This is a genomic window from Paraburkholderia sp. BR10923 (assembly GCF_040948765.1).
Lineage (GTDB): Bacteria > Pseudomonadota > Gammaproteobacteria > Burkholderiales > Burkholderiaceae > Paraburkholderia > Paraburkholderia youngii.
In genome coordinates this window covers 80,332-95,120 of record NZ_JBFPKO010000015.1, presented here as the reverse complement: position 1 = coordinate 95,120, position 14,789 = coordinate 80,332, and the positions used below count along the sequence as shown (strand labels likewise).

At 65.5% G+C, this 14,789-nt stretch carries 15 protein-coding genes; 6 read left to right on the top strand and 9 right to left on the bottom strand.

Going from position 1 to position 14,789, the window contains the following annotated elements:
• The first annotated feature begins 30 nt into the window (after positions 1 to 30).
• The gene (locus tag AB3X94_RS25410; protein WP_008923880.1) at positions 31 to 444 is read left to right on the top strand and encodes a glyoxalase/bleomycin resistance/extradiol dioxygenase family protein; all 414 of its coding nucleotides are present in this window, start codon (positions 31 to 33) and stop codon (positions 442 to 444) included.
• 19 nt (positions 445 to 463) lie between these two features.
• Positions 464 to 1,204: a 16S rRNA (uracil(1498)-N(3))-methyltransferase gene (locus AB3X94_RS25405; protein ID WP_368596380.1), complete on the top strand. Its 741-nt coding sequence runs from the start codon at positions 464 to 466 to the stop codon at positions 1,202 to 1,204.
• A gap of 132 nt (positions 1,205 to 1,336) precedes the next feature.
• On the opposite strand, the gene AB3X94_RS25400 is transcribed toward AB3X94_RS25405, so the two are convergent.
• From AB3X94_RS25400 to AB3X94_RS25390, 3 genes are all read right to left on the bottom strand, one after another.
• Positions 1,337 to 1,897: a barstar family protein gene (locus AB3X94_RS25400; RefSeq protein WP_013090542.1), complete on the bottom strand. Its 561-nt coding sequence runs from the start codon at positions 1,895 to 1,897 to the stop codon at positions 1,337 to 1,339.
• A 16-nt stretch (positions 1,898 to 1,913) separates the two neighbouring features.
• Complete coding sequence (locus AB3X94_RS25395) at positions 1,914 to 2,327, bottom strand: ribonuclease (protein ID WP_368613060.1); 414 nt, start codon at positions 2,325 to 2,327, stop codon at positions 1,914 to 1,916.
• A 422-nt stretch (positions 2,328 to 2,749) separates the two neighbouring features.
• Positions 2,750 to 5,089 (bottom strand): NADP-dependent malic enzyme, encoded by a 2,340-nt coding sequence (locus AB3X94_RS25390; RefSeq protein ID WP_368613059.1) that lies wholly within the window; start codon positions 5,087 to 5,089, stop codon positions 2,750 to 2,752.
• 178 nt (positions 5,090 to 5,267) lie between these two features.
• Between AB3X94_RS25390 and thiL the strand changes: the two genes are divergently transcribed.
• The 4 genes from thiL to AB3X94_RS25370 all read left to right on the top strand — a co-directional run bounded on the left by thiL (position 5,268) and on the right by AB3X94_RS25370 (position 8,007).
• Positions 5,268 to 6,269, top strand: coding sequence for a thiamine-phosphate kinase (gene thiL, locus AB3X94_RS25385; RefSeq protein ID WP_368613058.1), 1,002 nt, complete (start codon positions 5,268 to 5,270; stop codon positions 6,267 to 6,269).
• Positions 6,259 to 6,834, top strand: coding sequence for a phosphatidylglycerophosphatase A (locus AB3X94_RS25380; RefSeq protein ID WP_368613057.1), 576 nt, complete (start codon positions 6,259 to 6,261; stop codon positions 6,832 to 6,834). Before thiL ends, AB3X94_RS25380 begins: the two co-directional genes overlap by 11 nt.
• A gap of 109 nt (positions 6,835 to 6,943) precedes the next feature.
• Complete coding sequence (locus AB3X94_RS25375) at positions 6,944 to 7,444, top strand: CinA family protein (RefSeq protein ID WP_013090547.1); 501 nt, start codon at positions 6,944 to 6,946, stop codon at positions 7,442 to 7,444.
• A 32-nt stretch (positions 7,445 to 7,476) separates the two neighbouring features.
• Positions 7,477 to 8,007 (top strand): cupin domain-containing protein, encoded by a 531-nt coding sequence (locus tag AB3X94_RS25370; RefSeq protein ID WP_176105042.1) that lies wholly within the window; start codon positions 7,477 to 7,479, stop codon positions 8,005 to 8,007.
• Positions 8,008 to 8,043: 36 nt separating this feature from the next.
• Here AB3X94_RS25370 and pyrF read toward each other — a convergent pair whose 3' ends face one another.
• The 6 genes from pyrF to araG all read right to left on the bottom strand — a co-directional run bounded on the left by pyrF (position 8,044) and on the right by araG (position 14,714).
• On the bottom strand, positions 8,044 to 8,859 hold the full coding sequence (gene pyrF, locus AB3X94_RS25365; RefSeq protein ID WP_368613056.1) for an orotidine-5'-phosphate decarboxylase: 816 nt from the start codon (positions 8,857 to 8,859) through the stop codon (positions 8,044 to 8,046).
• A 154-nt stretch (positions 8,860 to 9,013) separates the two neighbouring features.
• Positions 9,014 to 10,075: an aldose 1-epimerase gene (locus AB3X94_RS25360; protein ID WP_368613055.1), complete on the bottom strand. Its 1,062-nt coding sequence runs from the start codon at positions 10,073 to 10,075 to the stop codon at positions 9,014 to 9,016.
• A gap of 220 nt (positions 10,076 to 10,295) precedes the next feature.
• On the bottom strand, positions 10,296 to 11,237 hold the full coding sequence (locus AB3X94_RS25355) for an SMP-30/gluconolactonase/LRE family protein (RefSeq protein ID WP_176105040.1): 942 nt from the start codon (positions 11,235 to 11,237) through the stop codon (positions 10,296 to 10,298).
• Positions 11,234 to 12,034 (bottom strand): SDR family NAD(P)-dependent oxidoreductase, encoded by an 801-nt coding sequence (locus AB3X94_RS25350; RefSeq protein ID WP_368613054.1) that lies wholly within the window; start codon positions 12,032 to 12,034, stop codon positions 11,234 to 11,236. The genes AB3X94_RS25355 and AB3X94_RS25350 overlap by 4 nt, the downstream gene beginning before the upstream one ends.
• 41 nt (positions 12,035 to 12,075) lie before the next feature.
• Positions 12,076 to 13,092 carry an L-arabinose ABC transporter permease AraH gene (araH, locus tag AB3X94_RS25345; RefSeq protein ID WP_176105037.1) on the bottom strand — a complete coding sequence of 339 codons (1,017 nt, stop codon included), beginning with the start codon at positions 13,090 to 13,092 and terminating at the stop codon, positions 12,076 to 12,078.
• A 53-nt stretch (positions 13,093 to 13,145) separates the two neighbouring features.
• Positions 13,146 to 14,714, bottom strand: a complete 1,569-nt coding sequence (araG, locus tag AB3X94_RS25340) for an L-arabinose ABC transporter ATP-binding protein AraG (RefSeq protein ID WP_368613053.1) — start codon at positions 14,712 to 14,714, stop codon at positions 13,146 to 13,148.
• Between the last annotated feature and the right edge of the window lie 75 nt (positions 14,715 to 14,789).

Here is a 14,789-nt window from a genome sequence, read left to right as displayed (position 1 = left end):
CACGCTGCCCCACGAAATCCGGAGAACTCCATGACCGCCCCCCGCCCCGCCGGTGTGCCCTGGCTGACCCCCTATCTGACGGTGCGCGACGCGCGCGCGTCGACGGCGTTTTTTTCGGCGGCGTTCGGCTTCGACGTGCGCGACAGCGTGCAGGACGACGGCGTCGTCATGCACGTCGAGATGACTTACCAAGGCCAGTTGATCGTGATGTTCGCACCCGAAGGCGCGTTCGGCTCGACCGCGAAGACGCCGAAAAGCGCGGGCACGATTGCGCCGCAATCGTTCTATGTCTATGTCGAGGACGTCGATGCCGTGTATGCTCGCGCGCTCGCGGCTGGCGCGAAGTCGCTGAGCGAGCCGCAGGACCAGTTCTGGGGCGACCGCTTCGCGCAGGTCGAAGATATCGACGGCTATCGCTGGGCGCTCGCCCGCCACCTTTCCTGAATCCGAGAGTCATTCGTCGATGCCCCGTTTTTTTGTTGACGCGCTGCTTTACCCCGACGACGTGATCGCATTGCCCGACGACGTCGTCCGCCACGTGGCCGTGCTTCGTCTGCAGCCTGGCGATTCGCTCGTGCTGTTCAACGGCCAGGGCGGCGAATACGGCGCCGAACTCGTCGAGGTCGAGCGCCGTTCGGCTCGCGTGAAAATTGGCGAATTTCGCGCGGTCGAGGTCGAGCCGCCGTATCGGCTGACGCTCGCCCAAGGCATCGCCGGCGGCGACAAGATGGACTGGCTGATCGAGAAGGCGGTCGAACTCGGCGCCTCTGGCTTCGTGCCGCTCGCGACCGCACGCAGCGTCGTGCGGCTGACCGGCGAGCGCGCGCAACGGCGGCAGCAGCACTGGCAAGGTGTGGTGCGGGCGTCGTGCGAACAGTGCGGGCGTAATCGGCTGCCGGACGTCATGCCGGTGTGTGAGATTGGCGCTTGGCTCGATACCCTGTCGCGCGAACCGGCACCCGACGAGTTGCGCCTGCTGCTGTCGCCACGCGCGAGCATCGGTTTCACGGCGCTGCCGGACGCGCCGCCGCCTGGCGGCGTGACGCTGCTGATCGGCCCCGAAGGCGGCCTTTCCGCCGACGAGGAAGCCGCCGCCGTTGAACAGGGCTTTGCCGCGGTGGGCTTGGGACCGCGTGTGCTGCGCACCGAGACCGCAGGGATCGCGGTGCTTGCTGCGCTTGCGGCGCGCTGGGGCGGTTGGTAAGCGGGAGCTATGCGCCAAACACCGCCACGAAAGCAAAGGCCCGCCAATTAGCGGGCCTTTAGCGTCTGTAGCGCGATGTTCGCCGTCAGAGCCAATCAACTACGCCTGAACAGGTGAAACATCCTACGAGCCTCAGGCGAACGAGTAAAACACCCGGAACGCGACCTTGCGCTCGGCCCAGAATTCGGCCGCTTCGCGGAACACGTCGAGCAGCGTCTCGCGCCCTTCCTTGTCGAATTTCTGCGCGATCGGCAGGTGTTCGAGCACGATCACGAAGCCGGGCTGCGCGCCGGCCTTGTGCACGAGGTCGGTCAGGCAGTCGTAGAGCGCGTCGTAGTTCTTGCCGAAATGCTTGGGAAACAGGAACGACGTCGCGATCGTCTCGAGCACTTCCTGCTTCGACGCGGCGTTCGCGCAGTATGCATACAGAAAGTGCTGGCCAAGGTGGTTGGCCTCGTCGGCTAGATCCTGCACGCGGAACGCGCGGATCGACTGCACGATGTTCGGCCGCACCGTCCTGAAAAGGCTCATGGGCTCTTCGTTCGATGAAACCACCGTGCCAGCCTCGCTTTGGTTGTCGCGACCCTGCTCGTCGGCGCGCATCTTCATGACGCGTTGGAACAAATTGCCGTCGCCGGCCGCGAAAAGATCCGTCGCGACTCCGGAATCGTGCGCGTAGATGTTGTCGCTCATGCCGTTCATCCCAATGTCATTCAACAATACGGTTAAAACTGGTGTAATGGTCGTCCGAGTAATAACAATTGTCGGTTCGCTGTAGCGGACCTCCGCAGACGATGCGGCGCGCCCCGCGATTGCGCGCGTGAGGCGTGGGGACGGTGTATTCGTGGTAATAGCCGCGCCAATGAGCGGGCAGCACCCGTTCGTAGTTGCCGAATACGATGCCATCCTTCTGATACGGGTAAGGCCCGCCGGTAGCAATGAGGTTCAACGTATCGACCGCTTCGCGCGGCAATTGCGCCAGCGCGATGGTGCCTACCTGCGCTTCCGCCGCAGCTGGCGCCGAGTTGTCTCGCGCCAGCGCCTCGGGCGCCGAACTTGACAACGCGCAGAGCGCGGCAGCACCGATCAGCACGCCTTTCATGCGCAACCAGTTGCGTGCCATGTATCAGGTTTCCCCGCTGTCAGACCACGAGTTTGACGACCATGAAAGTCGTAAGGGTATCGCTAATAGCCTTTGGAATCAACGTTCGACGGCCGGACGACACCCCGCCTCACGGCGCGCAAAGCCGGCCAATCGGGGCTTTGACGACTTTTGACAGAATATTTAGCTCGATCAGGCTAAACTGAGCTCAACCGCGATCGAGCGCAGCGCAAGCGATGCAAGCGGCCGGTGGCCGAGGCGCTCGCTCGCGGTTGTCAAAGCCTGGAACCATTCAGCCGAAAGGCTGTGTCATTGCCATTTTTCGGGGTGGCGATCCCCAGCTTGCCCCGAGGGCGTGCCCATTGCGGGCACGCCTTTTTTTTCAGGGCGCGCCGGTCGGAGAACCGGCGCCGGGCCTGTCGCGGCCCGGTCACGATGCGCGCTTAGCGGGTTGCGCTGACGTCCGCAACCAGCAGCGCCGCCATGTTGACGATCCGGCGTACGGTCGCCGACGGCGTCAGCACGTGCACCGGCTTGGCCGCGCCGAGCAGGATGGGGCCAATCGCGATGTTGTTGCCGGCCGCCGTCTTCAGCAGGTTGTACGCGATATTGGCCGCATCGATGTTCGGCAGCACCAGCAGGTTCGCGTCGCCTTCGAGCGTCGAATCGGGCAGCACTTCGCGGCGCAGATTGGAGTCGAGCGCGACATCGCCGTGCATTTCGCCGTCAATTTGCAGCTCCGGCGCGCGTTCACGCAGGATCTCGAGCGTATCGCGCATCTTCTGTGCGCTCGGCGCGTTGCTCGAACCGAAGTTCGAATGCGACACCAGCGCGACTTTCGGCTCGATACCGAAACGACGCACTTCCTCGGCCGCCATGATCGTGATCTCGGCCAGCTCCTCCGGCGTCGGATCGACATTCACGTGCGTATCGACGAGGAAAATCTGCCGATTCGGCAACACCAGCCCATTCATCGCCGCATACACCTTCGCGCCCGGCTTCTTGCCAATCACCTGGTCGATGAAATGGATATGGCGGTGCGTCGTGCTGACCGTGCCGCAGATCATGCCGTCCGCCTCGCCCTTCCTGACCATCATCGAGCCGATCAGCGTGGTGCGGCGACGCATCTCGAGCTTGGCCATCTGCGTGGTGATGCCCTTGCGCGACATCATCTTCGCGTATTCCTGCCAAAACTCACGGTAACGTTCGTCATGATCCGTGTTGACGACCGTGTAATCCTGCCCGGCGACGAGCCGCAGGCCATAACGCGCGATCCGCTGTTCGATCACGGCAGGCCGGCCGATCAGGATCGGTTTGGCGAGCTTTTCGTCGACGACGATCTGGATCGCGCGAAGCACACGTTCCTCTTCGCCTTCCGCGAACACGATGCGCTTCTTCTCCGGCTCGACGCTGCGGGCGAGCTGGAAGATCGGCTTCATCGTCGTGCCGCTGTGGTAGACGAATTGCTGCAGATGCTGCGCGTACGCGTCCATATCCTCGATCGGACGCTCGGCGACGCCGCAGTCCATCGCGGCCTTCGCCACCGCGGGCGCGACCTTCACGATCAGACGCGGATCGAACGGCTTCGGAATCAGATACTCCGGTCCGAACGACAGATCCTGGATGCCATACGCGGTCGCGACGATGTCGCTCTGCTCCTGGCGCGCCAGTTCGGCGATCGCGTTGACGGCGGCGATTTCCATTTCGCGCGTGACCGTCGTCGCGCCGGCGTCCAGCGCGCCGCGGAACAGGAACGGGAACACCAGCACGTTGTTGACCTGGTTCGGGTAGTCGGTGCGGCCCGTGCACAGCACCGCGTCCGGACGCACTTCGAGCGCGAGTTCCGGCAGGATTTCCGGCGTCGGGTTCGCGAGCGCGAGGATCAGCGGCTTGGCGGCCATCTTCTTGACCATGTCCTGCTTGAGCACGCCGCCAGCCGACAGCCCGAGGAACACGTCCGCGCCGTCGATCACCTCGGCGAGCGAGCGCGCGCTGGTTTCACGCGCGAAACGCTCCTTGTCCGGGTCCATCAGTTCGGTACGGCCCTTGTAGACGACCCCCGCGAGGTCGGTCACGGTGATGTTTTCGAGCGGCAGGCCGAGGTCGACCAGCAGGTCCAGACAGGCGAGCGCCGCCGCGCCCGCGCCCGAGGAAACCAGCTTGACTTCCTTGATGTCCTTGCCAACGACCTTCAGACCGTTGGTGACTGCCGCCGCGACGACGATCGCGGTGCCGTGCTGGTCGTCATGGAAGACCGGAATCTTCATGCGCTTGCGGCATTCGCGTTCGACGATGAAGCAGTCCGGCGCCTTGATGTCTTCGAGGTTGATGCCGCCGAAGGTCGGTTCGAGCGCGGCGATCACGTCGACCAGCTTGTGCGGATCGGTCTCGTTGATCTCGATATCGAACACGTCGATGCCGGCGAACTTCTTGAACAGGACGGCCTTGCCTTCCATGACCGGCTTGGACGCGAGCGGGCCGATGTTGCCGAGACCCAGCACCGCGGTACCGTTCGTGACGACGCCGACGAGGTTGCTGCGCGCAGTGAAGCGCGCGGCGTTCAGCGGGCTCTCGACGATTTCCTCGCACGCAAATGCGACGCCAGGCGAATACGCCAGCGCGAGGTCGCGCTGGTTGATCATCTGCTTGGTCGGGGCGATCGCGATTTTGCCGGGAGTCGGAAACTCGTGGTAATCGAGGGCTGCTTCGCGGAGTTTGGTATTGACGGGATTCGACATAAGGCGGGCTTCGGAGTGCAGATTAGAATAGACGTTCGACGGCATTGTAGCCCCAATTGCCTACGCAATTCCTTCAATACGGGTACAACTGCCGCGACTGAAACAGCGTGAAAGCGCGTTGCCCGTCGCACGGGGTGGTCCGGTGCTTGCGAAGGGGGCATTACGCTCGAACCTGGCCACCTACGCTATTTCTACGATCCTTCTCCGCTCATCGTCCGCCATCATGCTTTCCGAGTTTTCGCTGATCGACCGCTTCTTCGCCCGCCGCGCCGCCCACGCGCGGCCCTCTACTCCCGAAGACGGCACGCTCGGCATCGGCGACGACTGCGCGTTGCTGGCCCCGCCTGCCGGCGAAATGCTCGCGATATCGACGGACATGCTGGTCGAAGGCCGTCACTTCTTCGCCGATATCGATCCCGAAGCGCTCGGTCACAAGGCGCTGGCGGTCAACCTGTCGGACCTCGCCGCGATGGGCGCGCAGCCGCAGGCGTTCACGCTCGCCTTCTCGCTGCCGCAAGCCGACGAAGCCTGGCTATCGGGGTTCAGCGAAGGCCTGTTCGCGCTGGCCGAGCGCTACGGTTGCGAGCTGATCGGCGGCGATACGACGGGCGGACCGCTCAATCTGTGCATCACGGTGTTCGGCAGCGTGCCGCCGCAAACGGCATTGCGCCGCGATGCCGCGCAACCCGGCGACGACATCTGGATTTCCGGCACGCTCGGCGACGCGCGCGCCGGCCTCGGCGTGCAGCGCGGTGAATGGGCCGCCGATCGGAACGACGCCGCGGCGTTCCGCCAGGCACTCGAACGCCCCGAGCCGCGCATCGCGCTCGGCCTCGCGCTGCGCGGCGTCGCACACGCGGCGCTCGACCTGTCGGACGGACTCGCCGGCGATCTGCTGCATATCCTCGAGCGCTCGTCGGTAAGTGCGAGCGTCGACGTCGACGCGGTGCCGCGCTCGGCCGCGCTGCGCCGCCTGCCGCCCGAGGTCCAGCAGCGCTGCACGCTCGCCGGCGGCGACGATTACGAGCTGTGCTTCACCGCGCCCGGCGCCGCGCGCGCCGCGGTCGAGGCCGCCGCGCACAAGGCCGCTGTGCCGGTCACTCGCATCGGTACAATAAGCGCACTGGAGGCGGCCACCGACCGCCCGGCCATCGCGTGGCGCAACGCCACCGGCGTGCCGCTCACTTTGACCTTGCAAGGTTTCGATCACTTTCATGCAGAATGACCCCCCGCTCGGCCCCGCCGACGACTTCCTCGGCAACAAGCCGCCGCAAGTACCAGGACCGCGCGCGCCGAAGCCCGCTAAGCCACGCCGCGCGACCGCGCGCTTCATGCTGTCGCACCCAGTCCACATCCTGTCGCTCGGCTTCGGCAGCGGGCTGTCGCCCGTCGCGCCGGGCACGATCGGCACCCTGTTCGGTTGGGCGTCCTTCGTGGTACTGAGCCGCTATCTGACCGTTATCGAATGGGGCGTGCTGATCGGCGTCGGCTTTCTCGCCGGCATCGCGCTGTGTGGCTTTACGGCGAAGCGGCTTGGCGTCGAGGATCCGTCGGCGGTCGTGTGGGACGAAATCGTCGCGTTCTGGCTCGTGCTGCTGATGGTCACGCCTGCCACGCTCGCCGCTCAGATGTGGGCGTTCGTGATCTTCCGCTTCTTCGACATGGTGAAGCCGCCACCGATCGGCTACTTCGACCGCCGGCTGAAAGGCGGCTTTGGCATCATGTTCGATGACCTGATCGCCGCGTTCTTCACGTTACTCGTGATTGCGCTGTGGCGAATGTCGGTTTGAGCGCTGCCCGACCGCGATCTGAGTACCGTTCGACTCTTTCGGTCGCCACCCGGCCCCTGCCGTTCGCCGCGCCTCACGGCCGGCTTCGTTTTCCGGATTGACTGACGCCATGCCTACCGATTCCGTCGTTCACCAGCTTGCGATCCGCGTGAGCAACCGTCTGCGCGACGAGCGCCTGATGCTCGTGACCGCCGAGTCTTGCACAGGCGGCATGGTCGCGACCGCGATCACCGACATCTCCGGCAGCAGTGGCTGGTTCGAACGCGGCTTCGTCACGTATTCGAACCAGGCGAAGAGTGAAATGATCGGCGTGCCGGCCGACCTGATCGAAAAGCACGGCGCGGTCAGCGAACCGGTCGCGCGAGCGATGGCCGAAGGCGCGCTGCGCAACAGCCGCGCGCAAGTGTCGCTGTCGATAACCGGCGTCGCTGGGCCCGGTGGCGGCACCGAAACCAAGCCGGTCGGCATGGTGTCGTTCGGCTGGACCAACCGGCTGCATACGTCGGTGGAAACGAAGATTTTCAAGGGCGATCGCGAGCAGATCCGCGTGCAGGCGGCAGCGCACGCGCTGCGCGGTCTGCTGGCGCTACTCGACGAACGCGAGCATTGAGCGGCGCCTGACTATTACTGGAGAGGCGGACAATGCCGGATTCGCGCACCATCGCTGATGACCTGATCCGTCGCTTCGACCTGAAGCCACATCCTGAAGGCGGCTTTTTCGCGGAGACTTATCGCTCGGCCGCGCGCGTGCTGCGCGCCGGCGAAGCGAGCGAGACTGAGAACACCCGTGCGGCGTCGACCGCGATCTATTACATGCTGTGCGATCGCGCGCATTCGGCGTGGCATCGGATCCGATCCGACGAGGTCTGGCATTTCTACGCCGGCGAGCCGCTGCTGGTTCACGTGCTCGATGAAAGCGATGCCGGCGGTGCGCTCGTTACGCACCGGCTCGGCAATCCGCTCACGCATCCCGACACGGTGTATCAGGCCGTCGTGCCGGCCGGCATGTGGTTCGCGGCTGAGTGCGCCGATCCGGCGTCGTTCGCGCTGGTCGGCTGCACGGTCGCGCCGGGTTTCGAATTCAGCGAGTTCGAACTCGCGGAGGTCGATGCGCTGAAGGCGCGGCATCCGCGCCATGCGGAGTTGATCGGGCGGCTCGGACCGGCGCGCTGACGCGCCGCACGGCCCGGCGCGGGACCGCCCGCCGAATCAACGAAACGCGTTGATCCGGTCGCGGGTGTCCTTCGCGGCCTGCGCGGCCGCTTGCGCAAAGTCGTCGCCCTTGCCCGCGTAGATGATCGCGCGCGAAGAGTTGATCAGCATGCCGGTGCCGTTCGCGGTGCGTCCGGCGCTCACGGTTGCCTGCACGTCGCCGCCTTGCGCGCCGATGCCCGGAATCAGCAGCGGCATGTCGCCGACGATCCCGCGCACCACTTCGATTTCCTTCGGAAACGTCGCGCCGACCACGAGCCCCAGCTGGCCGCTCGCATTCCACTTCTGCGCGGCCAGTCGAGCGACGACCTGGTACAGCGGCCGGCCGCCCGTCTCGAGAAACTGCAAGTCCGAGCCGCCCGCGTTCGACGTGCGGCACAACACGATCACGCCCTTGCCCGCGTGCTCGAGATACGGTTCGATCGAATCGAAACCCATGTACGGATTGACCGTCACCGCGTCCGCCTGGTAGCGCTCGAACGCCTCGCGCGCGTACTGCTCGGCGGTGCTGCCAATATCGCCGCGCTTGGCGTCGAGAATCACCGGCAGGCCCGGATGGTTCGCGTGAATGTGGGCGATCAGCTGCTCGAGCTGGTCTTCCGCGCGATGCGCGGCGAAGTAGGCGATCTGCGGCTTGAACGACGACGCGTACGGCGCGGTTGCATCGACGATCGTGCGGCAGAACTCGAAGATCGCATCGGCGCGGCCCGCGAGCGCGCCCGGAAATTTGCTGGGCTCGGGATCGAGCCCAACGCACAGCAGCGAGTTCGTGCGCTGCCAGGCGTCGTTGAGTGTCTGGATGAAGTTGGACATGGTGAGTCTCGCGGCGAGCCTGTATTCGGGGGAGGCGCGTATTTTACCCGTCCCACGATCGCCATCCGTCGATGGCGGTCACCGCGCGGCCCGCACCTCATTGGCGGTAGCAGCGCCAGCCGCCCTTCCGGCGGCCCGGCGGCTGCGGCGACAACTACTGCCTGCGCCGCGCGCCACGCCCGCCCGGCATCGAGCGCAGCCCAGTCCGCTCGACGGTGAAGCGGAACGTGCGCGTCAACCGCTCGCCGCGCTTGAGCAGCGTCATGCCGTTTTCGCTCGCGCCGCCGGCCAGGTTCATCGCATTGATCGGATGATCGACCGGCTCGAAGCAGAAGAAGTCTTCGCCGGGCGGCGTGTACAGCACGTAGTAGTCGGTATCGGCGGCGATGTTCAGCGACAGCCGGCGCTTCGGCCACACCACCGCCGCCTGGCCGCTCCAGCCGGTGAACGCGTGATTGACGATCGTCTCCGGCAGCGGATACGCGACGCCGAACTGCCACGCGGGCGGCGCCGGCACGTGGCGCACCGGCAGCCAGTCGTCGCCCGACAGCCACAGGCCGCCAGCCGCCGCCGATAGCTCGGTGTCCGCGTCGCGCACAAAGAATGGATGCACGCCGAGCCCGAACGGCAGCGTCTCACGGCCGGCGTTTTCGATTTCGAGCGCGATGACGAGCGTCGGGCCGTCGAGCGTGTAGGTTTGCGTCGCGCGGAACGCGTACGGCTTGCCTTCGCAGCGCTCGAGCGCGAGGCGCACGTGCTCGCGGCCCGCGTCGAGCACCTCCCATTGCGCGAGCCAGCCGTCGCCGTGAATCGGCAGGGGTTCCTCGGCGCGGTTGCGCGGCACCTCGACGCGCCGCCCGCCCACGCTGAAATGACCGCCGCCGATGCGGTTCGAGTACGGCAACAGCGGATAGCAGGCAAGCTGGTTCGGTTCCGTATCGACGCCGACTTGACTGCAGCGCCGGAAGATCGGCGTCAGTGCGCCGTCGTCGCGCCAGTCGAAGCGGGTCACGCCGCCGCCGAGCGTCGGTGCGACATCGAGACGCAATTGCGAGTTGGCGAGCGTAATGCACGCGACATCGCCGGCACTGCCTTCGCCGAGCGCCACCGCCGACGTGCTCGGGCCCGCCAGCACGGGATTGGCCGCCGCGGCAAGTCGCGAGCGTCGCGTTTGAGAGGTTGGGGATGAGGCTGAAACGAGATTCGCAACAGTCATATCTGGCTCCATCGAGAGGCGTGGGACGTTGCCGTCAGGGTTGACGGGAGTTGCGGGCGACTTTTTATGACCAATTCGCCTCGAGTCCGAACTGCATGCTGCCGATTCGTTGCCGGCCGGTCGCGGGCGTATCGCTCGCGGACCGAAACTGCCACATCGACTTCTGCTTCACCTTCAGGATCGCGGCCCCGGCGCGCGGCCGGGGCTGCGTCATTCTGCGCTAGATAGGCGCGCCCTGGAACAGCGGTTCCGCAACACCACGCCGTGAAAGCGTCGCGACGAACAGGTCGCCCGCGAGCGTATCGGCCGCGCGCGCCGTTGCATCGAGTTCGGCGTAGGCGCTCGTGATGTACAGCGTGTCGAGCGCCGTCTCGCCCCGGGCGCTGCCCGGGGCCTCGCCGAGCGCGGCACCGCCGATCGCGACGCAACTAGGCTGCGTGGTCGGCACGTCGATGCGCTCGGTTTCCACACCGTCGGGACCGTAGCGCACCACGCGCGCGCCGCCCCACTGCGCGTTCCACAGGCCGCCGTCGCTGTCGACGGTCGAGCCGTCGGGGATGCCGTTCGCATCGGTTAGACGCGTGAACAGGCGATCGTTCGCGATGCTGCCATCGGCGCGATAGTCGCACGCGCGGATTTCACGCGTCGGCGAATCGCAGTAGTACATCGTCGCGCCGTCGGGACTGAATGCGATGCTGTTCGAAATTGCCGGCGCTGGCAACGGTAAGCGTTCGAGCGATAGATCGTGATTCAACCGATAGAAGCCGGCGACCGTCTGCCGTTGCCCGCTTTCGTCCTTGGTGCCGAACACGAAGCGCCCTTGCCGATCGCAGCGCCCATCGTTCACGCGCGTGTTCATGCCGGGCTCGACGTCGACGATGTGCTGCGTGCTGCCCTTCTCCAGATCGAAAAACGCGAGATGCGATGCGAGCCCGAGCAGCACGTAGCGCGGGTTTTCGCACAGCGCGAAGGTGGCGAGCCGCTCGGGCATGTCGAACGAATCGCTGCGGCCGTCGGCCGGATCGTAGCGCCACAGCCGCGCGCCTTCGATGTCGGTCCAGTAGAAACGGCCGCTGCGGGCGCACCAGGTCGCGCCTTCGCCGAGTTCGCACTGCGCGTCGAGCAGCAGCGTGGCCCGTTGCACGCGCGGGCTGCCGCTCACGCCCAGCCTCCGTCGACGACGATGTCCTGCGCGGTGATCATGCGGCTGTCGTCGGCGGCGAGGAATAGCGCCATGCGCGCGAGGTCGGCCGGCATCAGCTCGGCGTCGATGCATTGGCCTTCCTTGATCTGCCGGCGGCCGTTGTCGTCGAGCCACAGGCGCAGCTGCTTCTCGGTCATCACCCAGCCCGGCACGAGCGTGTTGACGCGGATATTGAAGTGGCCGAGGTCGCGCGCGAGCCCGCGCGTGAGCCCCTGCACCGCCGACTTCGACATCACGTACACCGGATAGCCGCCGTTCTTCAGCATCCAGCTGATCGAGCCGAGGTTGATGATCGAGCCGCTACGCGCGGCCTTCATGTCTTCCATCACGGCCTGCGCCGCGAAGAACTGGTGGCGGATGTTCACGGCGATGCCGGCGTCGAACGACTCGCGCGTCACGTCGGCGATCTGATGGCGCTTGTCGTTCGCCGCATTGTTGATCAGCACCTGGATCGGACCCAGCGCCGCCTTCACGTCGGCGATCGCTTTTTGCAGTGCGTCGACATCGGTCAGATCGCACGGGAGAAAGAGCGGCTTGTGCTTCGAATCGCCGAGCTGGTCGGCGAGGGCTTCGCCGGCGCTCGCATCGATATCGAAGAAAGCGACGCGCGAGCCCTGCGCCGCGAAGTGCTCGACGAACGATGCGCCGATGCCGGTCGCGCCGCCCGTGATCAGCACCGTACGGTCGACGAGGCTCGGATAGCGCGCGTACGCGGTGTCAGAGAGGCTGGCGTTTGCATTGGCCGGAGACGACATCGTTCGATTCCTTTATGAACTTGGGATGAGATGAAAGCGACTCAGTCGCGCGAGCCGCGGTTCTTCAACTGGTCCAGCAACACGGCCGCGAGCAGGATCGCGCCGCGCACCAGGTACTGGTAGAACGCGTCGATGTTCAAGAGGTTCATCACGTTCTCGACCGTGCCCATGATCAGCACGCCGATCACGACACCGGAGATCGTCGCGCGGCCGCCCAGCAGCGACACGCCGCCGAGCACGCACGCGGAGATCACGTTCAGCTCGAAGCCTTCGGCGGCGTTCGGCTGACCCGACGTGATACGCGACGCGAGAATCACGCCGGCGAGCGCGGTGACGGCGCCCTGGATCAGGAAGATGTAGACGCGAGTGCGCTCCACGTTGATACCGGCCAGGCGCGACGCTTCCGGATTACCGCCGATCGCGAGCGTATTGCGGCCGTACACGGTCTGGTTCAGCATCACGCCGAACACGATGAAGCAGATCAGGGTGACCCAGATCGGCAGCGACACGCCGAAGAACGTCAGGCCGCCCAATGCGATGAAGGTATCCGACGATACGCCGACCGCCTGACCATGCGACACGATGAAACCGAGGCCGCGGACGATTTCCATCGTCGCGAGCGTCGTGATCAGCGCATTGATGCGCAGATAAGCGATCACCGCGCCGTTGACGAAGCCGATCACCGCGCCCGCCGCGACCGCCGCGATGATCGCGATGACCGTGCTGTCGGTCGCGTTGAGCACCATCGCGCACAGCACGCCGGCGAACGCGACGGTCGAGCCGACCGACAGGTCGAAGTCGCGCGACGCGAGACAGAACATCATCGTGCACGCGACCATGCCGATCTGCGAGATCGACAGCGCGAGGCCGAGCATGTTCTCGATCGAGAAGAAATGATCGACGGTCAGCGACATCGTGACGAACATCACGATGAAGATCACGATCAGGCTGTACTCGGTGATCTGCTGCCACCACTTGGCCTTGTCGGTAGGCTGCGGAATCAGCGCGTCGGCCGCGCTCTTGGCGGCCTGCTGCGCGAGGTTTTCTCTGGCTTGCATGTTCAATACTCCTCCCCGTCCCCACGGGTTGCGGACTCTCGTCCGGATAAGGTTCAGGCCGCGCGCGAGCCGCTCTGGTTGGCCGCGTTCGCGTCTGCGTTCGGGTTTGCGGCATCAGGCAGCGCGGTCGAGCTTTGCGGCAGCGCGAGGCTCAGCACCGACTGCTCGGTCGCGTCCTTGCGCGCGAGCTCCCCGGAAATGCGGCCCTGGCGCATCACGACGATCCGGTCGGACACGCCGAGCACTTCCGGCAATTCCGACGAAATCATCACGATCGCGCAGCCGCGCTCGGCGAGCTGATAGATCACGTTATAGATCTCGTGCTTCGCGCCGACGTCGATGCCGCGCGTCGGTTCGTCGAGAATCACGACTTTCAGATCAGGCTCGGCGAGCCAGCGCGACAGAATCGCCTTCTGCTGATTACCGCCCGACAGGAAGCGGATCTTCTGCCGGCGATGCGGCGTCTTGATCTTCAGCAGCTTGATGAAACGGTCCGCCGTCTGCGCCTCTTTCTTGCGATCGAGAAACACGCCCGCGCGCAGATAGTGACGGCGGCAGCTGATGTTGATGTTCTCCGCGACGCTCGCCATCGCGACGATGCCCTCTTCCTTGCGATCCTCGGGGCACAGCACGATGCCGTGTTTGATCGCCTCGCCCGCGCTGCGCACCTTGATCGGCTTGCCGTCGAGCACGAGTTCGCCGCCCTTGCGATGCTCGGCGCCGTACACCAGATGCATCAGCTCGCTGCGGCCCGCGCCGACGAGTCCGAAGAAGCCGACGATCTCGCCGCGCCGCACCTCGAAGCTGGCCGGCTGCGCGAGCGGATGACCTTCGATCGCCTTCGCCGCGAAACGCACTTCGCCGAGCGGCCGCGCCGTATAGCTATAGATGTCCGAAATTTCGCGCCCGACCATCTCACTGACGATCGTGTCGCGCGACACGCCTTCGAGCGTCGGATGCGACGCGACCTTGCGGCCGTCGCGGAAGATCGTGCACGCGTCGCACAGCTCGTAGATCTCGTCCATCCGATGCGAGATGTAGATCATCGCGCGATTGTCGGCGCGCAGATCGCGCACCAGCTTGAACAGCACCTCGGTCTCGCGATGCGACAGCGAGCTGGTCGGCTCGTCGAGCGCGATCACACGCGCGTTGCGCATCAGCGCCTTGCAGATTTCGACCATCTGCCGCTGCGCGATCGACAGCTTGCGCAGTTTCGCGTTCGGATCGAGCGCGACGCCCATCGCTTCGAGCCGCTCGCGCACGAAGCGCTTCGCCTCGCGCTTGTTGACCCAGCCGAGAGAATTGGGCAGCTGGCCGAGCAGCAGGTTCTCCGCGACCGTGAGGTCGGGCACGTACTGAAGTTCCTGGTGAATCACCGCGATGCCGGCACCGATCGAGGCGGCCGCGCTCGGAAAGCGCACCTCGTTGCCGTCGATCATCATGCGGCCCGAATCGGGCTGATACTCGCCGCCGAGAATTTTCAGCAGCGTCGATTTTCCCGCGCCGTTTTCGCCCATCAGGCCGTGCACCTGGCCGACGTTGACGTCGAAGGACACACCGTCGAGCGCACGCACGCCTGGAAAAACCTTGCCGATATTGTCAAAACGTAGCGTCGCTGACACTTCGCCTCCTCATCCCTCATGTAGACCGTACGCGCGCCGCCCTCCGCAACTGGCAGAGAAAGCGGCGCGCCGGCG